The sequence below is a fragment of the Psychrobacter sp. D2 genome, assembly GCF_013608135.1.
GTDB classification, from domain to species: Bacteria; Pseudomonadota; Gammaproteobacteria; order Pseudomonadales; family Moraxellaceae; genus Psychrobacter; species Psychrobacter cryohalolentis.
The window spans coordinates 195,645-214,920 of sequence record NZ_JACDXZ010000005.1 but is presented as its reverse complement, the minus strand read 5'-3'; the positions used below and the strand labels follow the sequence as shown (position 1 = coordinate 214,920).

The window sequence follows — 19,276 nt, the reverse complement described above, 5'->3', positions numbered from 1 at the left end:
CTAAAGTCAACGAAGGCTTTGGTTTAAGAGCTGCCGATGGTAACACTGTCATGAAACCATTAGGAGAACAAGTCGAGGTAATTGGCTCTAATAGCAATATCACAACTACAGCTGCTAATGGTAAAGTTGAAATTGCCCTAAATAACAACCTAGATTTAGACACTAATGGCAGTGTCAGAATGGGAAGTGGTGGTTTGTTTGGACTAGGGTCTGTAACTACAGTTAATCGTAATGGCATGAGAACAGGCAATATCCTGCGTAATACAGTAGTTACTGATTCGGGTGTGAGTGTTAATGGTATATTTGGCAACAGTGCTTTGGCCACTGATGGTCTAACCATTAGTAATGGTCCAAGCGTCCTTAGATCTGGTATCGATGCAGGCAATAAAAAAATCACTAATGTGAAAGCGGGTTCACAGCCATTAGACGCAGTTAACGTCAGTCAGCTTAGCCGTTCTGCTGCAGGATCTAGAACAGAGGTGGAAGCTGGTACTAATGTTGCTGTCACGAACATTCCAGGTGCTAATGGTCAGAACGTTTACAAGATCAATGCAGATGGAACTACTGTTTCTGGATCTACCGCGGTAACGGTCACCGCTGGCTCTAAAAATGCGACAACCAATCTCACAGACTACGCAGTTGATCTAAGCCAAGTTACTAAAGACAGCTTAGTGAAAGCGGACAACTCAGTACAGTATGATAATGCCGGTCAGACCAGCGTGACGTTAGGTGGAACAGGATCAACAACGCCTGTCACACTAACCAATGTGAAAGCTGGTTCTACCGAATTTGACGCCGTGAACTTCGGTCAGCTAGAAACTACCAATAATGCAGTAAACCGAGGCTTGGATTTCACTGGGGATAATACTGACTCCACCTCTATAATTAATCGTAAGTCTGGTCAATTATTAAAAACCACAGGTGGTAATACGGACCTAACTAATTTATCTGATGACAATATTGGTGTTATTGCTAACAATATTACCAATACTCTAACAGTCAAATTAGCTAAAGATTTAACAGGTCTTGACAGTGCAAGTTTTGGCAATGACGTTATGATCTCATCTACTGGCTTAAGAGCAGGGACTACCGTAGTAAATACCAGCGGTGTCAGCTTTAGTGACAGTACAGTAAGTTTAAGTAGCACTGGTCTTAACAACGGCGGTAAAGTTATTACCAACGTTGCACGAGGTGCTGAGCTTACTGATGCTGTTAATGTTGAGCAGCTGAATGAAGTCAAGCAAAGCGCTACTGATGCCAACAAAGGCTGGAATATTAGTGCTCAAGGCGCGAATATTAGCACAGTGAAACCAAGCGATACAGTCGACTTAAACAACTCAGATAACAATATTACCGTCTCTAAAACAGCAGAGAGTAATAATGTTACCTTTAATTTAAGTAAAGACATCGCAGTAGATAGCGTAAAAACGGGTAACACTACGATGGATAACAGTGGTCTAACTATCGCAGGCGGCCCTAAATTTACTAAAACCAGTGTTGATGCTGGTAGTAACAAGATAACCAACGTCGCTAATGGCTTCATTGAGGTAGCGAGTAAGGATGCCGTCAATGGTGGACAGTTATTTGAAGTTTTATCTAGCATCAATACACAGACAGCTGTGATAGCTGAGATGGGCGCTGGACTCAACTTCGATGCAGATAGTGGTCCTGTTATCAACAAAAAAGCAGGTTCTGCTCCACTTACGTTTAAAGGTGGCAATAATATCACCACGACATCAGCAGGCAGTAGCATTAAGTTTGACTTAAACGGCAACATCAATGTCGACAGCGTGACGACTGGTGATACAACCGTCAGCACAAACGGAGTCGTTATTGCAGGTGGTCCTAGTGTCACTAAAGCCGGTATATATGCCGGTAATGGTGAAACTGCTCCTAGTATGACAGCAGCCGGTATTAATGCTGCTGGCACTAAGATAACCAATGTTGCGGACGGCATGCAACCTAGAGACGCTGTGAACTTCGGTCAATTGGATGCAGTCAATAGAAACCTAGGCAACAGCATCAATGAGCTAGGTTATAGAATTGGCGAGGTTGAGGACGACGCCAACGCGGGTATCTCAGCAGCCATGGCGATGTCTTCATTGCCTCAAGCTTACATCATCGGTAAGTCTATGATAGGTGGTGGTATCGCAACGTATAACGGTGAGAGTGCCGTTGCTATCGGCTTTTCGAAACTGTCCGCCGATGGACGTTGGGTCATGAAGCTAAATGGTACTGCAGATACTCAAGGCAACGTAGGTGCAGCCATAGGTGCAGGTTTCCATTTTGACTAAACACCTATTTGACTGAACATCTAAGCGAAATGACAATTATAATCATTAGTTAGATACAAGAAGCAAGGCATCAGATGCCTTGCTTTTTTAATGAATATTTATCAACATATAAAACCGACAGAACAGATTAAAAATATAAGTACGCTGGTTAACTATTAGCGCACCAAAATAACCGGTGACAGCGTACTGGCGATAATCTCTGTTGTAGTACTGCCAAGAAACAGATGCTGTAATTTTGAGCTGCCATAAGCACCCACCACAATAATATCGATTGCATGCTCCATTTGAAAAGCTAACAATCCATTGACCGCGTCAAGCTTTTGGAGCTGATGAGTCTCTACTGAAAATCCTGCTGCTGCCATCTGCGCGCTGGCATCGGCAAGGCTTTGTTTGGCGGTTTCATTATCGTTACCGACCATCACAATATGACCTTGCATGCCTTTTAATAATTTGCTCTCTGACAGCATAGCTATGGCTTTAATCGCTGTTTTACTAGCGTCAAAGGCTACCATGTATGACTGAGGTTCTTTGAATTTCTCTGAGCAAATGAGCACCGGTATGCTTGACGCTCGTGCAACTGTCTCGATTTGGCTGCCGATGTTAATGCGACTATGTTTATGGTCTTCACCGCGGCGTCCCATAACGATGGCACGATTATGCGCTTTAAAATGCTCAATAGCAGGCAATAGCTTGCCACGGCGCTGATAAACATAGACATCTACGTCATCAAACTGATTTTTGATATGGCTTTTGGCATCTTGCACCAAGGCGTTACTATAGCTATTGACTACCTTGGCTCTTTGCTCGTCCAGCTGAGACAATTCATCTAGCAAGAATTGACGGCTATTGATGCCAATCGCCCCAGACAAGTCTCTTCTAATAGACGCTGCCACATCGCTGACATGCAACAGTCCTATCGAAATATTGAGTCGCCTTGCATACCATGCTGCATAGTCACAAACAGACTCTGTCACTGCTGAGCCGTCAATACAGGCCAAAACGTGCTGTTGAGTTGTCATCATTCATCCTTAAATGCTTATTTTTTCGCTACCAACTTTATGTCAATCAGCTAATAATGAACTGCTTTCATATCAAATTTAGCACCAGTTTTTATCAGTATAACCTTTAGTTAAAAAATTTTGCCAGTTTCTAAAATATAACATGCGTAGAGTCCTTTTAAAAATATGACACTGATAATCTTACTATAATTTTTTTGGGTCTATAGACAAAAAACCAGAAATATTATCGTTAATGTTTTTCTATTAATCAAAAATACCCCATTCTATATTTCAAAGTATAGTTTTTAAATGCGTTGATACCTATCTAAGAAAAATAAATAATAAGGATTTTTAACCATCATACCTTACGGTAAGCATATCTCTTTGAGATAAAGAAAAATAGATCTGACTGCAATTTAAAGAGAAAAAGAACGTTATATAAACGATATTAAAAAACGAACTAATGTTAGTTTATATGAGACAGATAAAATCTCTACAGGTAAATTTAAGTCATTCAACTTGTTTTTTGCGGGAAAGTTGCTAATATGCAGCAATGCATTTTATTGTTGGTTTCGTATCAAACGCTTCATCGCGAAGTGGTTTGATTTTAATATGGAAGTTACTAGGAAAAAAGGTATGACATCATTAAATCATGAAGGTCGCGTGCTTCACGACGGTCTAAGCAAAAAAATCATGTCTGCTGATCAAGCAGCAGCGTTCATCAAAAACGATATGAATGTCGGTATGAGTGGCTTTACCGGAGCCGGTTACCCAAAAGCGATACCCGCTGCGCTTGCCAAACATATGGAAGCGGCTCATGCTCGCGGTGAAGACTTTCAAATTGGTTTATTGACAGGTGCCTCTACCGCAACCGAATGTGATGGCGTATTGGCAGAAGCGAACGGCATCAAGTGGCGCACGCCATATCAATCAGAGCCTGCTTTACGTAAACAAATCAACGCAGGTGAAGCGCATTATTTCGATATGCATTTATCGCATGTAGCGCAGCAGAGCACCATCGGTTTCTATGGCAAGATGCATATAGCGGTCGTTGAAGTGTCGGGTATTTTGCCAGATGGTCGCCTGATTCCATCGACTTCTATCGGTAACAACAATGCCTGGTTAGAAAATGCAGACAAAATCATCTTAGAAGTGAACGCGCAGCAAAGCTTGATGTTAGAAGGTATGCACGATGTCTATAATGATATCGGTATGCCGCCAAATCGTAAGCCGATTCCACTTGTGACCCCAGGCGGACGCATTGGTGTGCCGTATCTACATTGTGACTTGGATAAAGTGGTTGGCGTTGTCCTAACGAACTCGCCTGATCGCAACAGCAAGTTTGCTGATCCTGATGAATGTTCAAACAAAATAGCCAGTCATATCATTGATTTCTTCCATGATGAAGTCAAAAAAGGTCGCATGCCAGAAAATTTATTACCGATCCAGTCTGGTGTAGGTAACGTAGCCAATGCCGTATTGGCAGGACTACAAAACAGCCCGTTTGAGAATTTGACCGGCTACACAGAAGTATTGCAGGACGGTATGTTAGACCTAATCATGTCTGGCAAAATGACCATGGCATCTGCAACTGCACTGTCATTAAGCCCAGATGCGCTAGAACGTTTTAATGCCAATATCGAAGAGCTGCGTGCGCGTATTGTATTGCGTCCACAAGAAATCACCAACCATCCTGAAGTTGCGCGTCGCTTAGGTGTATTGGCCATTAATGCCATGATTGAATGTGACCTGTATGGTAACGTCAACTCAACCCACGTCATGGGCACCAATATGATGAATGGCTTGGGCGGCTCAGGTGATTTCGCTCGTAACGCTTATACGTCATTCTTTGTATCGCCATCAGTGGCAAAAGATGGCGCAATCTCTTGTATCACGCCGATGGTCTCGCATCACGACCATACTGAGCATGATGTGATGGTCATTGTCACCGAACAAGGGTTGGCAGATTTGCGTGGTTTATCGCCGCGTCAACGTGCAAAAGCAATTATCGATAACTGTGCCCATCCTGACTATCGCCCAATGCTGCAAGATTATTTTGATCGTGCTTCAGATACGGCTGGTATGCAAACGCCGCATATCTTGGACGAAGCATTATCATGGCATCAGCGTTATGTTGAAACGGGTGATATGCGTATCAAAAAAGCTGCTTATAAAATTGCCGTTTAATATAATAGATATTATAACAGCATAAATAAATTCCAAAAAAACGCCCCTTATTTTATGAATAAGGGGCGCTTTTTTGTGCAACGTTAAGTGATTTAGTGACGATTATTTAACGGCTGGTAAATACAATCGCTTTCGTACCGTTGTTTGTCGGTTGGCTAATCGTCACTTTGCTATCTAAGATATCACCGCGCGCATTGATTTTATAGCATTCTGATGAGACACCATTGGGATCATTTGCGACGAGTAGATTGGCTGAGGTGTCGACACAAAACCATGCAGTGTTGTTGGTGTCTCTGGTCAATGACCAGCCTTGTCTGTAGCTACCTATCTTTTTGCGCATACTTCTATCGGCGTATACGTCCTCTGCAATCAATTGACTAGAGGAGCCAACGGTTGCCAGTTTAGGAAGCGTCGTGCTCTGGGTCGCTAATGAGTATTTGCCTGAGCTATCAGTATAACCATGGAAGACCAATGGATTTAACGTAAAGTAATTGATGGCAACAGATTGGTCAGTGATTTGATTATTTACTTTATTAATAGTATTTACTTCGGCAGCTTGTACTTGTTTATTATTGAATACCATACTACCTTTTGGGGTAATTGTAATATCAGCTGAGGCAGTTTGATTGCCGACGGTCGCTACCAAGCTTTGACTGCGAGCTTTGGTATAAATGTTGAGCATCGCTGCTTCAACAGGATATTGAGTGACGATAGTATTTTGGTTGTTATTGCCAATGGTGCCACCGTTTATCCCGCCAGCACATGCGCTCAAGCTCAGTGCCACTGCGGCGCATAATCCTAATTTTTTCATCATTTATTCCTTATTTTGTTTATATGAGCATATCTATGTCTACTATAATCGAATTTTTGTGCGATGGCATCTGCTATCTACCTTTGTCTTTGCTATCATTACATCACTATAACAACCAATGATTTGTTAGACATCTATTGCACAACAAGGTGATAAAAATAGTGGTGTATTTTTACGATAAATACTTATTCACAGTTCAATGATAAGCATCTTTTTGTACCTCATTATGGCGAGTCTGTTATCATTTCGCTCTGCAAAAGTATCAGCGTTAGGAAGTCAATATGATCGTCAAGCAAAACCCAAGCGCCATCAAACTATTCTTTACCTTGCGTGGCTCAATTCTTCCAAAAGTATATCCTCAAATTTTGCTGATTGGTCTTATCAGTGCGCTTATTACCAATATTCAGCACGGCTTTCCAAGCTCTTTTTCTTCTTATAGCGTCGCGCCTTTTACCTTACTTGGGATTGCCTTATCGTTGTTTTTGGGCTTTCGTAATAATGCCAGCTATCAGCGTTGGTGGGAAGCAAGGGGGCTATGGGGACAATTGGTTTATGATGCGCGCAGCCTGTGCCGTCAAGCGCTCTCTTATATCGACGAAGACAATCCAATAGGGCGAGATACTCAGCGCCGTCTGATTCATCTGAGTATTGCTTTTACTCATGCGGTGCGTCATCGACTGCGAAACACCTCGCCTTGGGAGGATATTGAGCGCTTTGTTGATCCGAAATATCATAGCAAAATGCGGCAAGCGAAAAATCTGCCCGATTATCTGATGCGCTTGATGGGTAAGGAGCTTGGCTATTGTCGACAGCAGCATCTACTATCAGAGCAGATGGTGCAAAATATGGATGAGCGCCTGAACTCTATGACGGTGGTGCTAGCAGCGTGTGAGCGTATTCATAATACGCCGCTGCCATTTGCTTATACCTTGCTTGTGCATCGTACGACTTATCTTTATTGCTTTATGCTGCCGTTTGGTCTGGTGTCTTCTTTGGGCTGGGTGACGCCCTTCATCTGCGGGGTTATTGCCTATACCTTTTTTGGGCTAGATGCCCTGAGTGAGGAGCTAGAATCACCATTTGGCGTGGCGGACAATCAATTGCCATTAACGGCTTTATCGCGCACGATTGAAATCAATTTGTTAGAAGCACTGGGTGAAACTGATCTGCCAGCTGATATCAGTCCTATAAAGGGCTACTTGCCATAAACAATGGGTAATATAAAAAAAGACCGCTCGATTGGAGCGGTCTTTCTATGTTTGTATGTCACTTTGATTACTTATTAGCCTTAAATACCTTTTAAAAAGCTCAGTAAGATCCTTTTTTACGTACTAGGTCATTGTGTATCGCTTTTATGAGCGCCGCTAAGGGACAATTGCTTATAGCTGACTGAGAAATTTTACAGGGATAGGGTAGTTATACATCCAAGTATGTGAGGTGTTTTCATTGCCTAATGAACCCTCAAAGCTCCAGCCCCACGTAAACAGATTGCCATTTTTAAAAGGTATGCCATTGTTTTGATTGCGTGGTTTTTCATGTGCAATCAGATGCATTGTACCCATCGCCATATTATCGATGTTTTTTAGGTTGGGAAGCTTGTTTGTTGGTTCATTTAAGTTTTCATAACTTGTTTTGCCTTTGCCGTCTGTTTCACCAAACATGCCCCAAGCATAAAGGATGCCATCTGATGCTCGAGTGTTACTATTATTTGCTGCAACATTGTCCAACAGCACATAGCTGGCATTGCCATTGGCGTAGACACGGCGAACCTCTTGACCTGCAAACCAAGGCAATTTGGTTGGCGCAGTTATGGTGCTTGCCCATGCGTTTGCGGTATTTTTAAAGCCAATTCCGTTGTAGCCTATTTGGCTGCTAGCATTTAGCCCCCAACCATAGACAGAGTCTTTGTTGGTCAGTGCTAAAACATGAGCTTTACCAGCAGCAAGCTGAGTGACTATTTCTTTTTCTACCCCTTGAGCAGTACTATCAGCCAAATCCTGTGCAATGACATTGATACGTACCGGTTTACTATTAACATTGATGCAATTGTTGGCTTTATCACATGCTTGACCGCGCCCAAGATTGGCGCTCGCGTCGCTGCCCCAACCCCATACCTGACCTTTATCATCTAAGGCATATGAGCTACTGCTACTGGCTACGACTTGTATGATATGACCGACGCCCTCTGACGCCGAAAAGTCCACTTTGACTGGTATGCTGCTGTTTATAGCAGTGTTATTACCGAGCTGCCCTTGAGCATTAGCGCCAAATGCCCAAATGCTGCCGTCTTTGGTCAACACCAAATTATGATTATAACCAGCCGCTAGCATGACCGCATTATTAATACCGGCAATCGCGCTGATATCAAGACGGCAATCAGCGGATTTAACACAAGAATGACGATTTGACTGACCACGTCCTAATTGTCCATAAGCATCATTACCCCAGCTATAAACTTGACCTTTATCATCGATAGCAAGTGAGTGGTTTTGATTAAATTTAATAGATATTAGGTTTTTTGGGGCATTATTCATGAGTGTCGGTAACTCTGGATGTCCCATAGTATCAGCGAATGTCGAGGTATATGCGGTGCCTGTTTGCCCATAGTTATTACGACCCCAACCATAGAGCTGCCCATCATGAAGGGCTGCGGTATGTGAGCCACCAGCTGCCACCGTATCGCCCAGATACATATTTTTGGTTGAGCGCATGATATTACCTGCATTGTCAGTGGCGGCTAAGGCAATGCTGTTTTCGCCTAAATCTAACAAGATGCGATCGTTAAAATAACCATTTGTGTCAATAGTTAGCGATTGAGGTGCTCTACTGTTCAATGTATAGGTTACAGACTTTATGCCACCGCTATCTTGCACTTGACCTGAGACAAATACAGCCGCAACTGCGCTATAACCACTCGAAAAGTTGCTATCCGTTGTCAAAAGTGGCGGTGTCCCATCAATGATTTCTGTGCTGACATCAGAATCATCGCCGCAAGCAGTCAACATCAAAGTAGCGGTAATCAAAGCGACTGCTTGGGTCAGAGTGGATAAACGCATAAATGTCTCAATCAGTGATCAATAAAAATAAAAGGGGTAGCGGTGCCAATCCTAAGATAGGGGCACTTAGTAAAGTGACTGTAATAATTTAAGCGAATAATATTACAAACGATAACTATTATCAATATGTAAATTAGGAGGGCAGTATATTAGATATGTTATGTTACGGATCAGAGCAGCAAATATGATAATGGCGGCGTACAGATGAGGTGGTACCTATAGGGATTTGTTATCAGTATTTTTATAGGGCTGTAGCGAGGAGAGCTTTAATAAGACTTTATGATATGGTGGTAAAGATAGCGACTAGGCGCCTATCTGGAAGTATGGTAAAAGCGCAGATCATGCCACTGCGTTATATGTATGTTTCCATGATACTGAGTTAATAATAAAATCGCATACTCACTTAAAGTGTTAATAATTATGCGATCTCTATCATTAATGACATGATCTAGCTAATGTAAAGATTGCTCTCAATACTATTTTTCATATGAAGTAGACGAGGGGCAACATCTTCCTCTAGTTTTGTACGGCTCAAAACGAAATTTGGCGCGCCACAATTAAAAGTCAGTAAGCCCTCAGTAGGGTGCATTAAGGCAGTGGCAACCGCATTGACATCTTTTTGCCATTCGCTAATTGAAAAGCAGTATCCATAATCTTCATAATCTTTAAAAGCTTTATCCAGTCCTCTTCTAATCTTTATCCAATCCTCTTTGTACTTAGTGCGAATGGCATCAAGGATAAATTCTTGCTCAGCCTGCGGCATACTTGCTAGACAGGCTCTGCCCATCGAACTTAAATGAATAGGCAAATATGAGCCGACATTACGGCGCATAGTCGTAGTACCATCACCTTGCACCACATTCAAATATACCATCGTTAGTCGATCGCGAGTGGCCATGGCAACCGCACTATTTGCATACTCTGCTAATTCTTCCATGTATGGCGTTACTAGATTGTTGATAGAGATGTTCGCCATCATCGTATAGCCAAACCCTAAGACACCAGCAGACAATTGATATTTACTACTATTTATTGATTGCTTTAAATAGCCGAGCTTAACCAAGGTATATGTAAGACGCGTGATCGTGCCTTTAGGCAGTCCTGTTAATTGACTTAAGTCTTGATTACCAAGGTAAGGACGCTGCGGGGTAAAACAACGAAGTAGCTCTAGCCCTCGCGCCAAAGCGGTGACGAACTGCCGATCATTCTTATCGCGCATCTCTGCAATCGGCTCTAGCAGTTCGATATGTGTTGTGTTAGCTGAGCCTTCAGTAATAAGGTTTTTAGTTGTCATATATTATTTTTATTCTCAATTAAGTTAATACAAATGTAATGGTCAACATACTGCTTATCGTATTTTATTATCAGAATAAATTACTTTGGGCTAATAATAGTATGCACCTTTAACCATACTATCTTAAAGGTGCATTTAAAATACTTGGCATAGCTATTATAAGCTATTTCGCTATGCGGTATATATATTGAATAATGTTACGCTTTTTGTGGGTCATACTGTTGTTCTTTAATAAACAACGTCGGAATAAGACCACATAAGAAGTACGCACCTGCCATCAGCAATAAACCTGCACCGATAGAATTTTGCATCGCCATATAACCAATAGCGACGGGTGCAATGACTGAGCCCAGTCGTCCGATATTGAATGCACCACCGATAGCAGTACCTCGAATAGCAGTCGGAAAGCTTTCGGTCAAATAGGTGGCGTTAATCGCATAAGGAATACCATATAAGAAGCCAAAGGCTATCATTAACCAACCGATGTTTTCTGGCGTATGCATGTAGACCAATACTGGTATAAATAGTGCCGTACCCATCGTACCGAAAGCAAATACTATTTTGCGACCTATCTTATCAGCCACGATACCTGCGACTAATTTGGCAAACATCATAGTCAGATAAGTACCTGCCATATAGATAGCCATCTCTTTAAACTTGATACCTAATTCAGTTTCTAGATAAGACGGTAACCAGTTGCTTACGCCAAAATAACCAAATAATAAAAGCCCTGAACTCATAGACCATAAAATAAACATGATGCGATGCTTTGGATTCTCAAATATGGCTTTATAAGGGTTTTCAGGTTTTTGAAGTGAGTTCTTTGCGCCACTAAGTTTAAGGGCACGTGACTCTTTCCAAGACTGCGGCTCAGACACTAGAAAATACATCAATACTGCAAGAATAATAGGTATAAAGGTTAAGAGGTATAGGGTGCGCCAACCATAGCTAGGAATAATCCAAGCAGACAGGCTCGTAATAACGAGAGAGCCTAAAGTAAACCCTGTCATCAACATCGCAAGCACCGTCGTTCGATGTTTGGTAGGGACCATCTCAGACATCAACGTATTGGTCGCAATGTATAAGCTACCAAGACCCAAACATGCAGTGAACCGTAATGCTACAAAATGTTCGTAGCTCTGCGCAAACCCACTAAAACCTGATAATACAGAGAAGAGTGCGGTCGCAATCACGATAACCCGTACCCGTCCAAAACGATCACAGGCCCAGCCGCCAAAGAACCCACCGATTGCCATGCCAAATAATGACCAACTGCCCAAAGCACCTGCTTGTACATTGGTCAATCCAAATTCTTGTTTTAAACTTGAAAGCGTAAAGGCAAGAATACCGATATCAGCCCCATCACATAACAAGACTAAAAAACAAAATACAAAGGCCAGTTTCCAAGGTTGCTTCTGGGTAGAATTTAAGCTTGGATTCGAAGTTATAGCCGCACTTTTCACAATACATATCCTTATCGTTGTGAGAATAAAAAACTATTTTAATAGTGTCTTTATGATGGTATTTACGTCCTAGCAAATACCGGTATCGCCTTGCTCATCAAACAAACTACTATTCACTTACTTCTTTAATCATATTGCGGGCGATAATAATCTGCTGAATCTGAGTCGTACCTTCATATAAACGATACAAGCGCACATCACGATAAAAACGCTCAATGCCATAATCGGCAATGTAACCCGCACCGCCATGAATTTGTACGGCTCTATCAGCAACGCGGCCACACATTTCAGTAGCAAACATCTTGGCACAGGAGGACTCAGTGACGACATCTTTACCTTCATCACGCAGGCGTGAGGCGTCTAATACCATAGATTTAGCCGCATAAATTTCCGCTTTTGAATCAGCGAGCATCGCTTGAATAAGTTGAAAATTGGCAATGGGCTGCCCAAACTGCTTACGCTCAACGGCATAATGTAATGCATCATCCAACATGCGAGTCGCGGCTCCGGTACTCGCTGCAGCAATATGTAGGCGTCCTTTATCAAGTACTTTCATCGCGGTTTTGAAACCTACACCTTCGACACCACCAATCAAAGCATCAGCAGGCACGACACAATTATCAAAGATGACGTCACAGGTATGAGCACCTTTTTGCCCCATTTTTTTGTCAATTTTACCCAAAGTAATACCAGGGGTATCACTCTCAACGATAAAGGCTGAAATACCACCCGATCTTTTATTTTGCGGATCAGTACGTGCCATCACAGTAAACACGCCAGCTTCAGGGGCATTTGTAATATAGCGCTTAGTACCGTTGATAATATAGGTATCACCGTCTTTGATAGCAGTGGTCTTTAATGAAGCGGCATCTGAGCCAGAATCCGGCTCGGTCAAACAAAATGAGCCGATGATTTCACCGCTGGCGAGCCTTGGTAGATATTTCTGTTTTTGCGCTTCAGTACCATCGATGACTAAACCAGATGAGCCGATACCGTTGTTTGTGCCTATCAATGAGCGAAAAGCAGGAGAGGTGCGCCCTAGTTCAAATGCAAGTGTGACCTCTTCTTCCATCGTAACGCCAAGCCCGCCATACTCTTCGGGAATAGTCAGTCCAAACAGCCCTAACTCGCGCATTTGATTGATGATATCGTCTGGCAGACGGTCGTTTTCCGCTACCCAGTGTTCCATCGGTATTAATTGGTTATTCACAAATTGGCGGATAGTGTCGGTGATTTGGTTAAGAACGTCCTTATCTCTGATCATGTGATTCTTCCTTGTTTAATTGATATTCAAATTGAGAGCGGCTTCATAATGGCCTTGAATAAACAGCATAATTGATAGTTTATGAAATTACAATAGTTTTGGTTTAAATAACCGCAATGCGGTATTTATTAAAAAATTAAAGTTTAAATGGTTGGTTTATTTCTCAATTTAACTAAGATTTACCCTTCACAAAGGAAAATAAACAGTATATATTGGTCTTAAATATCGCTATGCGGTATTAATTATCATAATTACTAGTGTTTTTTAAGGGTTGATGTACTTTACCTAAGGACACTGTTTAAGGGATAGCATCATGGAAGAGCCAATCATTATTTGTGAAACATTAGAAAATGGCGTTAGTGTGATAAGACTTAATCGTCCTAAAGTTCGCAATGCTTTAAACACTGAACTACGCGAACAAATGGCAGAGATTTTCATCAAATTAAACGACGATGTGAATACCAAGGCTATTGTGCTGACAGGTGGCGATAAGGTGTTCGCAGCCGGTGCTGATATCAATGATTTTTTAACCGCGAAAACAGTCGATGTGTATTTGCGTCATAGCGAACGCTACTGGGATGCCATCACCAATTGTCGCAAGCCGATTATTGCAGCAGTCAATGGCTATGCCCTTGGCGGCGGCTGTGAGCTTGCTATGCATGCCGACATCATTGTCGCTGGCAAGTCTGCTAAGTTTGGCCAACCAGAAATCAAAATAGGGCTGATGCCAGGGGCAGGGGGTACGCAGCGGCTATTTCGAGTAATTGGCAAACATAAAGCCATGAAGCTGATATTAACGGGCGACATGATAAGCGCTGATAAAGCAGATCAAATGGGGCTAGTCTCTGAAGTAGTTGAAGATGAGGCAACTATCAAACGTGCTATCGAAATTGCAGAGCAACTAGCGAGTTATTCGCCTATTGCCTTAACCCAAATCAAAGAAGTTGCCAATCTCGGGGTGGACATGCCATTACAAGCCGCGTTGGCTTTAGAGCGTAAAGCCTTTCAGATTTTGTTTGATACCGAAGATCAAAAAGAAGGGGCAAAAGCCTTCTTAGAAAAGCGTCGTGCTGAATACAAAGGGCAGTAGCTTGTTGAATCATAGAGAGACATAGCTAAGCAACCCTGAAAACGAGACTATTTAACAAGAGCGCATAAAGTAACAAGACCATATAAAGGATTATTATGACTGTTAAATCATTGGCCATTATTGGCACCGGTATTATGGGTATGGGTATCGCCCAAATCGCCGCCCAAGCAGGCATTCAAGTGTTGTTATTTGATGCCAAAGCAGGCGCTGCCGAGCAAGGACGCCAATCCCTTCAAGCTACCCTCGAAAAACTAGCCGCCAAAGGTAAACTCACCGATGAGCAGCTGCAATCTACTTTGAAAAATCTGACCGTGATTGAAGATATAGCCAAAATTGCCGAGGCTGATGTCGTTATTGAAGCAATTATCGAGAATTTAGAAATAAAACAACAGCTTTTTAAACAGTTAGAAAGCATTGTTCCTGCCGAGACGATTTTGGCAACCAATACCTCCTCGCTAGCGGTGACCGCGATTGCTTCTAATTGCGAGCACCCAGAGCGTGTGGCAGGATTTCACTTTTTTAATCCAGTACCCTTAATGAAAATCGTTGAAGTTATTCCGGGTATCTCTACCAAATCTTCAGTGGTTGAGACGCTGACGTCTTTAGCCAAACGCATGGGACATTTAGGGGTAGTGGCAAAAGATACCCCAGGATTTATCGTCAATCATGGCGGTAGAGCTTACGGTACAGAAGCGTTGAAAATATTAGGCGAGGGGATCGCTGGTTTTGAGGACATCGACCGTATTTTACGTGACGGCGCGGGCTTTCGCATGGGGCCATTCGAGCTGCTTGATCTTACTGGTATCGATGTGTCGCATCCGGTCATGGAATCGATTTATAACCAATATTACTTTGAGCCTCGCTATCGTCCCCATCCTTTAACTCGTCAAATGCTAACGGGTAACAAGCTTGGGCGTAAAGTTGGTGAAGGCTTTTATAACTACACAGAAAATAAAAAACAAGACGGTCAAAAAGTGTCAGCAGATACGTCTGAACAATCATTGTTTGAATCATTAGTTCTTAAAACAGGGTCTGATACCTCAAATATCTCAGTTTGGATTGGCGCAGATTTAGCAGAAGATAGACAACAGCTGATTGATCATTTAAACACTAATGGTATTACTATCGACGATAATGATAAGCCAAATTCTGACAGTTTAGTATTGCTGGCAATCTATGGCGAGGATACCACCAATGCGGCTATCCGCTATCAAGTCAATCCTAACCAAGCGGTCGCTATTGATATGCTGACTGACTTATCTAAGCATCGTACCTTGATGCCAAGTATTGTCACCCAAGATAACTTTATTGCACAAGCTTATGCTTTATTTGGTAGAAAAACAGATAACCGTTTGGTTGAGGACAAAGCCATTACACAGGTTGCTGTTGATGCCACACTGATCACTGAAAGCACTGGGTTTGTGGCGCAGCGAGTCATGGCTATGGTAATTAATTTAGGCTGTGATATTGCGATGCAAGGTATTGCGTCTCCTGAAGATATCGACAATGCCGTGAAGCTTGGATTAGGGTATCCATATGGTCCTATATCATGGGGAGACGAGCTTGGGGCTCAGAGGATCTTACTTATCTTAGAGCGTATTTATGGGTTAACAGGTGATCCGCGTTATCGCCCAAGCCCGTGGTTACAACGCCGCGCCACGTTAGGTATTTCACTATTTACTCAGCAAACTAATTATTAATATTAATACCAACAACCTAGCAATCTTGCTAAACCATATATTTCAATAATGCAAACTCTCAAAACACAACAAGGAAAAGTTATGTTAGATGCCTATATTTATGACGGATTAAGAAGCCCTTTTGGTCGCCATGGAGGCGCATTAGCCACCGTTCGTCCTGATGACATGATTGCGACAGTAATGAAAGCTTTGGTCGAAAAGCATCAATTACCTAATGATATCTTTGATGAAGTGCTGATCGGTAATACCAATCAAGCTGGTGAGGACTCACGTAATATCGCCCGTAATGCCGCGTTATTAGCAGGATTAGATGTCAAAACACCCGGTCAAACCGTCAATCGCTTATGCGCTTCAGGACTATCGACCATTATCGATGCCGCTCGTAGTATTACTTGTCATGAGGGGGATATATTTTTAGCAGGTGGCGTTGAGTCCATGACCCGCGCACCTTTTGTCTTTGCTAAGACTGAGCAGCCTTTTAGTCGTGAATTTAAGGTATTTGATACGACTATTGGCAGCCGGTTCCCCAATCCTATTATCGAAAAACAGTTTGGCAGCGATAGCATGCCGCAAACAGGCGATAACGTCGCTCGCAAATATGGTATCACTCGTGAAGAAGCAGATAAATTCGCAGCGGCTTCGCAAGCTAAATACCAAGCGGCAAAACAAGCTGGGTTCTTCAATGATGAAATAACACCAATTATGGTATCGCAAGGTAAAAAATTACCCGAAAAAGCGATAGCGGAAGATGAGCATCCTCGTGCCAGCTCTACTGTTGAAGCGTTACAAAAACTTAAGCCTTTAAACAACGAAGGTGTCGTCACAGCAGGTAATGCTTCAGGTATCAATGATGGCGCAGCGGCGCTGATTATTGGCTCAAAGCAAGCAGAGGAAACGTTAGGCTTTAAGCCTATTGCCAAGATTCTTTCATCCGGTGCTATGGGTGTTGAGCCAAATATTATGGGCGTAGGCCCTGTGGAAGCCATTAAACTGGCGTTGAAACGTGCTGATCTGACCCTTGATGATATGTCCATCATTGAAATTAATGAAGCGTTTGCCTCGCAAGTACTCGCCTGCTTAAAAGGTTTGGATATTGATTTTGATGACAAACGCGTCAATCCTAACGGCGGAGCAATTGCCGTCGGTCATCCGCTGGGTGCATCAGGCGCCAGACTGGCATTAAGTACCGCTCGCGAGCTTCAGCGTACGGGCGAAAAATACGCGGTGGTCAGTTTATGCATTGGCATTGGGCAAGGGCTTGCCATGGTGATTGAACGAGTCTAACCCTTTCAATACTTTTGCCATATATTTTTAATTTCAAGGATGACCATAATGACTACGATACTTAACCAACATGAGGATTACCAGCAAGCTCAAGAAGCCTATGGTTTTCCTTTGATTATCAAACAGCTACTAAACCGTGCAAAAATTGCCTCTAAAGATCAAACCATTAGTTATGCGGATAAGGTTACTTATACGTACGCTGAATTTTTTAAGCGTGTTAATCGCTTGGCAAACGTACTTAAAGATATGGGTTTGCAAGCAGGTGATGTGGTTGCTGTTATGGATTGGGACAGTCATCGTTACCTTGAAGCGTACTTTGCTGTGCCTATGTCTGGAATGATTTTGCAAACGGTCAATGTACGTTTGGCTGAAGATAAAGTGCTGTATACCATCAACCATTCCAAACCAAAAGCCTTGTTACTTAATGCTGAGTTTGAGCCAATGGCTAAAAACTATCGTCATGAAGCCCCTTCTATTGAGAAAATTATTTGGCTGGATGACGTTCAATATGGTGAAAACGATACAAAAACTGAGCAAGCCAATATGCCAGATTATGTTGAAGGTGAGTATGAGGCAATGCTAGCCGCGGCCAGTGATGAGTTTGATTTTCCAGATTTTGATGAAAATACCATCGCTACCACATTTTATACCAGTGGTACGACGGGTGACCCAAAAGGGGTTTTCTTTACCCATCGACAGATCGTATTGCAGACGCTATCGAGTACGCTGGCCTCTGCACTCAGCGCCGAAGGTCAAGGTGCTCGCTACAATGATGTCTACATGCCGATGACGCCATTATTTCATGTGCATGCTTGGTGCTGGCCGTATGGGGCAACCATGATAGGGCTAAAACAAGTGTATCCAGGGCGCTATGTATCTGAAGTATTGGTTGACTTGATTGAACAGCATAAGGTAACGCTATCACATGGTGTCCCAACCATTTTACAAATGTTAATCAAAGAAATGGCCACCCGAGGACGCAAGTTTAACGGTCTTAAATTGTCAGTAGGTGGCTCCAAATTAAACGAAGCTCTAGCTGAAGCCGCTATTGAAAGTGGCATAGAGTTTATCTCGGGGTTTGGAATGTCAGAGTCCTGTCCTGTCCTTGCCAGAATGGCATTTGGTGATCAGACAAGTACTATGACAACGACAGAGCAGATCAACTATCGTTGTCTTTCTGGCTCACCAATTATGCTGGTATCGATGGAGCTTTGGGATGCGAACGGCAAATCTTTACCGATGGATGGTGAGTCGACCGGCGAACTCGTCGTTCGAGCGCCTTGGCTGACCCAAAGCTATTTTAAGAATCCAGATGCTGGCGATGAGTTATGGCGCGGTGGCTGGATGCATACCCAAGATATTGCCTGCATTACCGCTGATGGTACTCTCAAAATTACGGATAGGCTCAAAGATGTCATCAAGTCAGGTGGCGAATGGGTATCCTCGCTTGAAGTCGAAAATATTTTATCATTCCATCCTTGCGTTGCTGAAGTGGCCGTTATTGGCGTAGCGGATGAAAAATGGGGCGAACGTCCTCTAGCGTTAGTGGTCCTGAAACCTGATCATACCGATATTAAAGCGGAGGAGATTTTAGCATTGGGTCATCAAGCGGTTGAAAAAGGCTATTTACCAAAGTATGGCGTCCCCAGTGAAATAAAATTCTTAGTAGAAATGCCGAAGACCAGTGTGGGTAAGCTTGATAAGAAAAAGATGCGGATAATGTACGCAGAAAAATTAATCTAATCCAAACATCTTTATTAGTGACTGCAAGAAAACAGTTAATGCAGCTTACTGATAATTTGAATAGGTATGTTCATTGGCGCGACTAGACGAGA

At 42.7% G+C, this 19,276-nt stretch carries 12 protein-coding genes and 1 pseudogene; 7 read left to right on the top strand and 6 right to left on the bottom strand.

Translation table 11 applies throughout. The features are described 5' to 3' along the window. Positions 1-2,228, top strand: a pseudogene (locus H0262_RS08735) (YadA family autotransporter adhesin); the annotation flags it as partial. A gap of 221 nt (positions 2,229-2,449) precedes the next feature. On the opposite strand, the gene H0262_RS08730 reads toward H0262_RS08735, so the two are convergent. Beyond that, positions 2,450-3,313 (bottom strand): universal stress protein, encoded by an 864-nt coding sequence (locus tag H0262_RS08730; RefSeq protein ID WP_149408356.1) that lies wholly within the window; start codon positions 3,311-3,313, stop codon positions 2,450-2,452. 615 nt (positions 3,314-3,928) lie between these two features. Between H0262_RS08730 and H0262_RS08725 the strand changes: the two genes are divergently transcribed. Continuing rightward, positions 3,929-5,479: an acetyl-CoA hydrolase/transferase family protein gene (locus H0262_RS08725; RefSeq protein WP_133104282.1), complete on the top strand. Its 1,551-nt coding sequence runs from the start codon at positions 3,929-3,931 to the stop codon at positions 5,477-5,479. Positions 5,480-5,585: 106 nt separating this feature from the next. On the opposite strand, the gene H0262_RS08720 is transcribed toward H0262_RS08725, so the two are convergent. After that, positions 5,586-6,290, bottom strand: a complete 705-nt coding sequence (locus H0262_RS08720; protein ID WP_181210487.1) for a hypothetical protein — start codon at positions 6,288-6,290, stop codon at positions 5,586-5,588. A gap of 281 nt (positions 6,291-6,571) precedes the next feature. Between H0262_RS08720 and H0262_RS08715 the strand changes: the two genes are divergently transcribed. After that, positions 6,572-7,498: a bestrophin family protein gene (locus H0262_RS08715; RefSeq protein ID WP_133104284.1), complete on the top strand. Its 927-nt coding sequence runs from the start codon at positions 6,572-6,574 to the stop codon at positions 7,496-7,498. Between the two features lie 171 nt (positions 7,499-7,669). On the opposite strand, the gene H0262_RS08710 is transcribed toward H0262_RS08715, so the two are convergent. The 4 genes from H0262_RS08710 to H0262_RS08695 form a co-directional block, all read right to left on the bottom strand. Then, positions 7,670-9,346, bottom strand: coding sequence for a chromosome condensation regulator RCC1 (locus tag H0262_RS08710; protein ID WP_181210486.1), 1,677 nt, complete (start codon positions 9,344-9,346; stop codon positions 7,670-7,672). A gap of 448 nt (positions 9,347-9,794) precedes the next feature. Beyond that, the gene (locus tag H0262_RS08705) at positions 9,795-10,640 is read right to left on the bottom strand and encodes an IclR family transcriptional regulator (RefSeq protein ID WP_011513564.1); all 846 of its coding nucleotides are present in this window, start codon (positions 10,638-10,640) and stop codon (positions 9,795-9,797) included. 197 nt (positions 10,641-10,837) lie between these two features. After that, positions 10,838-12,103 (bottom strand): MFS transporter, encoded by a 1,266-nt coding sequence (locus H0262_RS08700; RefSeq protein WP_181210485.1) that lies wholly within the window; start codon positions 12,101-12,103, stop codon positions 10,838-10,840. Positions 12,104-12,212: 109 nt separating this feature from the next. After that, positions 12,213-13,367, bottom strand: a complete 1,155-nt coding sequence (locus H0262_RS08695) for an acyl-CoA dehydrogenase family protein (RefSeq protein ID WP_133104286.1) — start codon at positions 13,365-13,367, stop codon at positions 12,213-12,215. A gap of 313 nt (positions 13,368-13,680) precedes the next feature. Between H0262_RS08695 and H0262_RS08690 the strand changes: the two genes are divergently transcribed. The 4 genes from H0262_RS08690 to H0262_RS08675 all read left to right on the top strand — a co-directional run bounded on the left by H0262_RS08690 (position 13,681) and on the right by H0262_RS08675 (position 19,184). Beyond that, entirely contained in the window at positions 13,681-14,457 is a 777-nt protein-coding gene (locus tag H0262_RS08690; protein WP_181210484.1) for an enoyl-CoA hydratase, read from the top strand. Positions 14,458-14,546: 89 nt separating this feature from the next. Beyond that, a complete protein-coding gene (locus H0262_RS08685; protein WP_181210492.1) occupies positions 14,547-16,157 on the top strand; it encodes a 3-hydroxyacyl-CoA dehydrogenase in 1,611 nt (536 codons plus the stop codon). 81 nt (positions 16,158-16,238) lie between these two features. After that, positions 16,239-17,441, top strand: a complete 1,203-nt coding sequence (locus H0262_RS08680) for a 3-oxoadipyl-CoA thiolase (protein WP_181210483.1) — start codon at positions 16,239-16,241, stop codon at positions 17,439-17,441. A gap of 48 nt (positions 17,442-17,489) precedes the next feature. Next, a complete protein-coding gene (locus H0262_RS08675) occupies positions 17,490-19,184 on the top strand; it encodes a fatty acid--CoA ligase (protein ID WP_181210482.1) in 1,695 nt (564 codons plus the stop codon). Positions 19,185-19,276 lie beyond the last annotated feature (92 nt).

Excerpts from the sequence above, each read along its gene's own strand:
- H0262_RS08695 (WP_133104286.1), bottom strand. The coding sequence starts at position 13,367 with ATGATCAGAGATAAGGACGTTCTTAACCAAATCACCGACACTATCCGC.
- H0262_RS08725 (WP_133104282.1), top strand. The coding sequence starts at position 3,929 with ATGACATCATTAAATCATGAAGGTCGCGTGCTTCACGACGGTCTAAGC.
- H0262_RS08720 (WP_181210487.1), bottom strand. The coding sequence starts at position 6,290 with ATGAAAAAATTAGGATTATGCGCCGCAGTGGCACTGAGCTTGAGCGCA.
- H0262_RS08690 (WP_181210484.1), top strand. The coding sequence starts at position 13,681 with ATGGAAGAGCCAATCATTATTTGTGAAACATTAGAAAATGGCGTTAGT.
- H0262_RS08680 (WP_181210483.1), top strand. The coding sequence starts at position 16,239 with ATGTTAGATGCCTATATTTATGACGGATTAAGAAGCCCTTTTGGTCGC.
- H0262_RS08710 (WP_181210486.1), bottom strand. The coding sequence starts at position 9,346 with ATGCGTTTATCCACTCTGACCCAAGCAGTCGCTTTGATTACCGCTACT.
- H0262_RS08730 (WP_149408356.1), bottom strand. The coding sequence starts at position 3,313 with ATGACAACTCAACAGCACGTTTTGGCCTGTATTGACGGCTCAGCAGTG.
- H0262_RS08705 (WP_011513564.1), bottom strand. The coding sequence starts at position 10,640 with ATGACAACTAAAAACCTTATTACTGAAGGCTCAGCTAACACAACACAT.
- H0262_RS08675 (WP_181210482.1), top strand. The coding sequence starts at position 17,490 with ATGACTACGATACTTAACCAACATGAGGATTACCAGCAAGCTCAAGAA.
- H0262_RS08715 (WP_133104284.1), top strand. The coding sequence starts at position 6,572 with ATGATCGTCAAGCAAAACCCAAGCGCCATCAAACTATTCTTTACCTTG.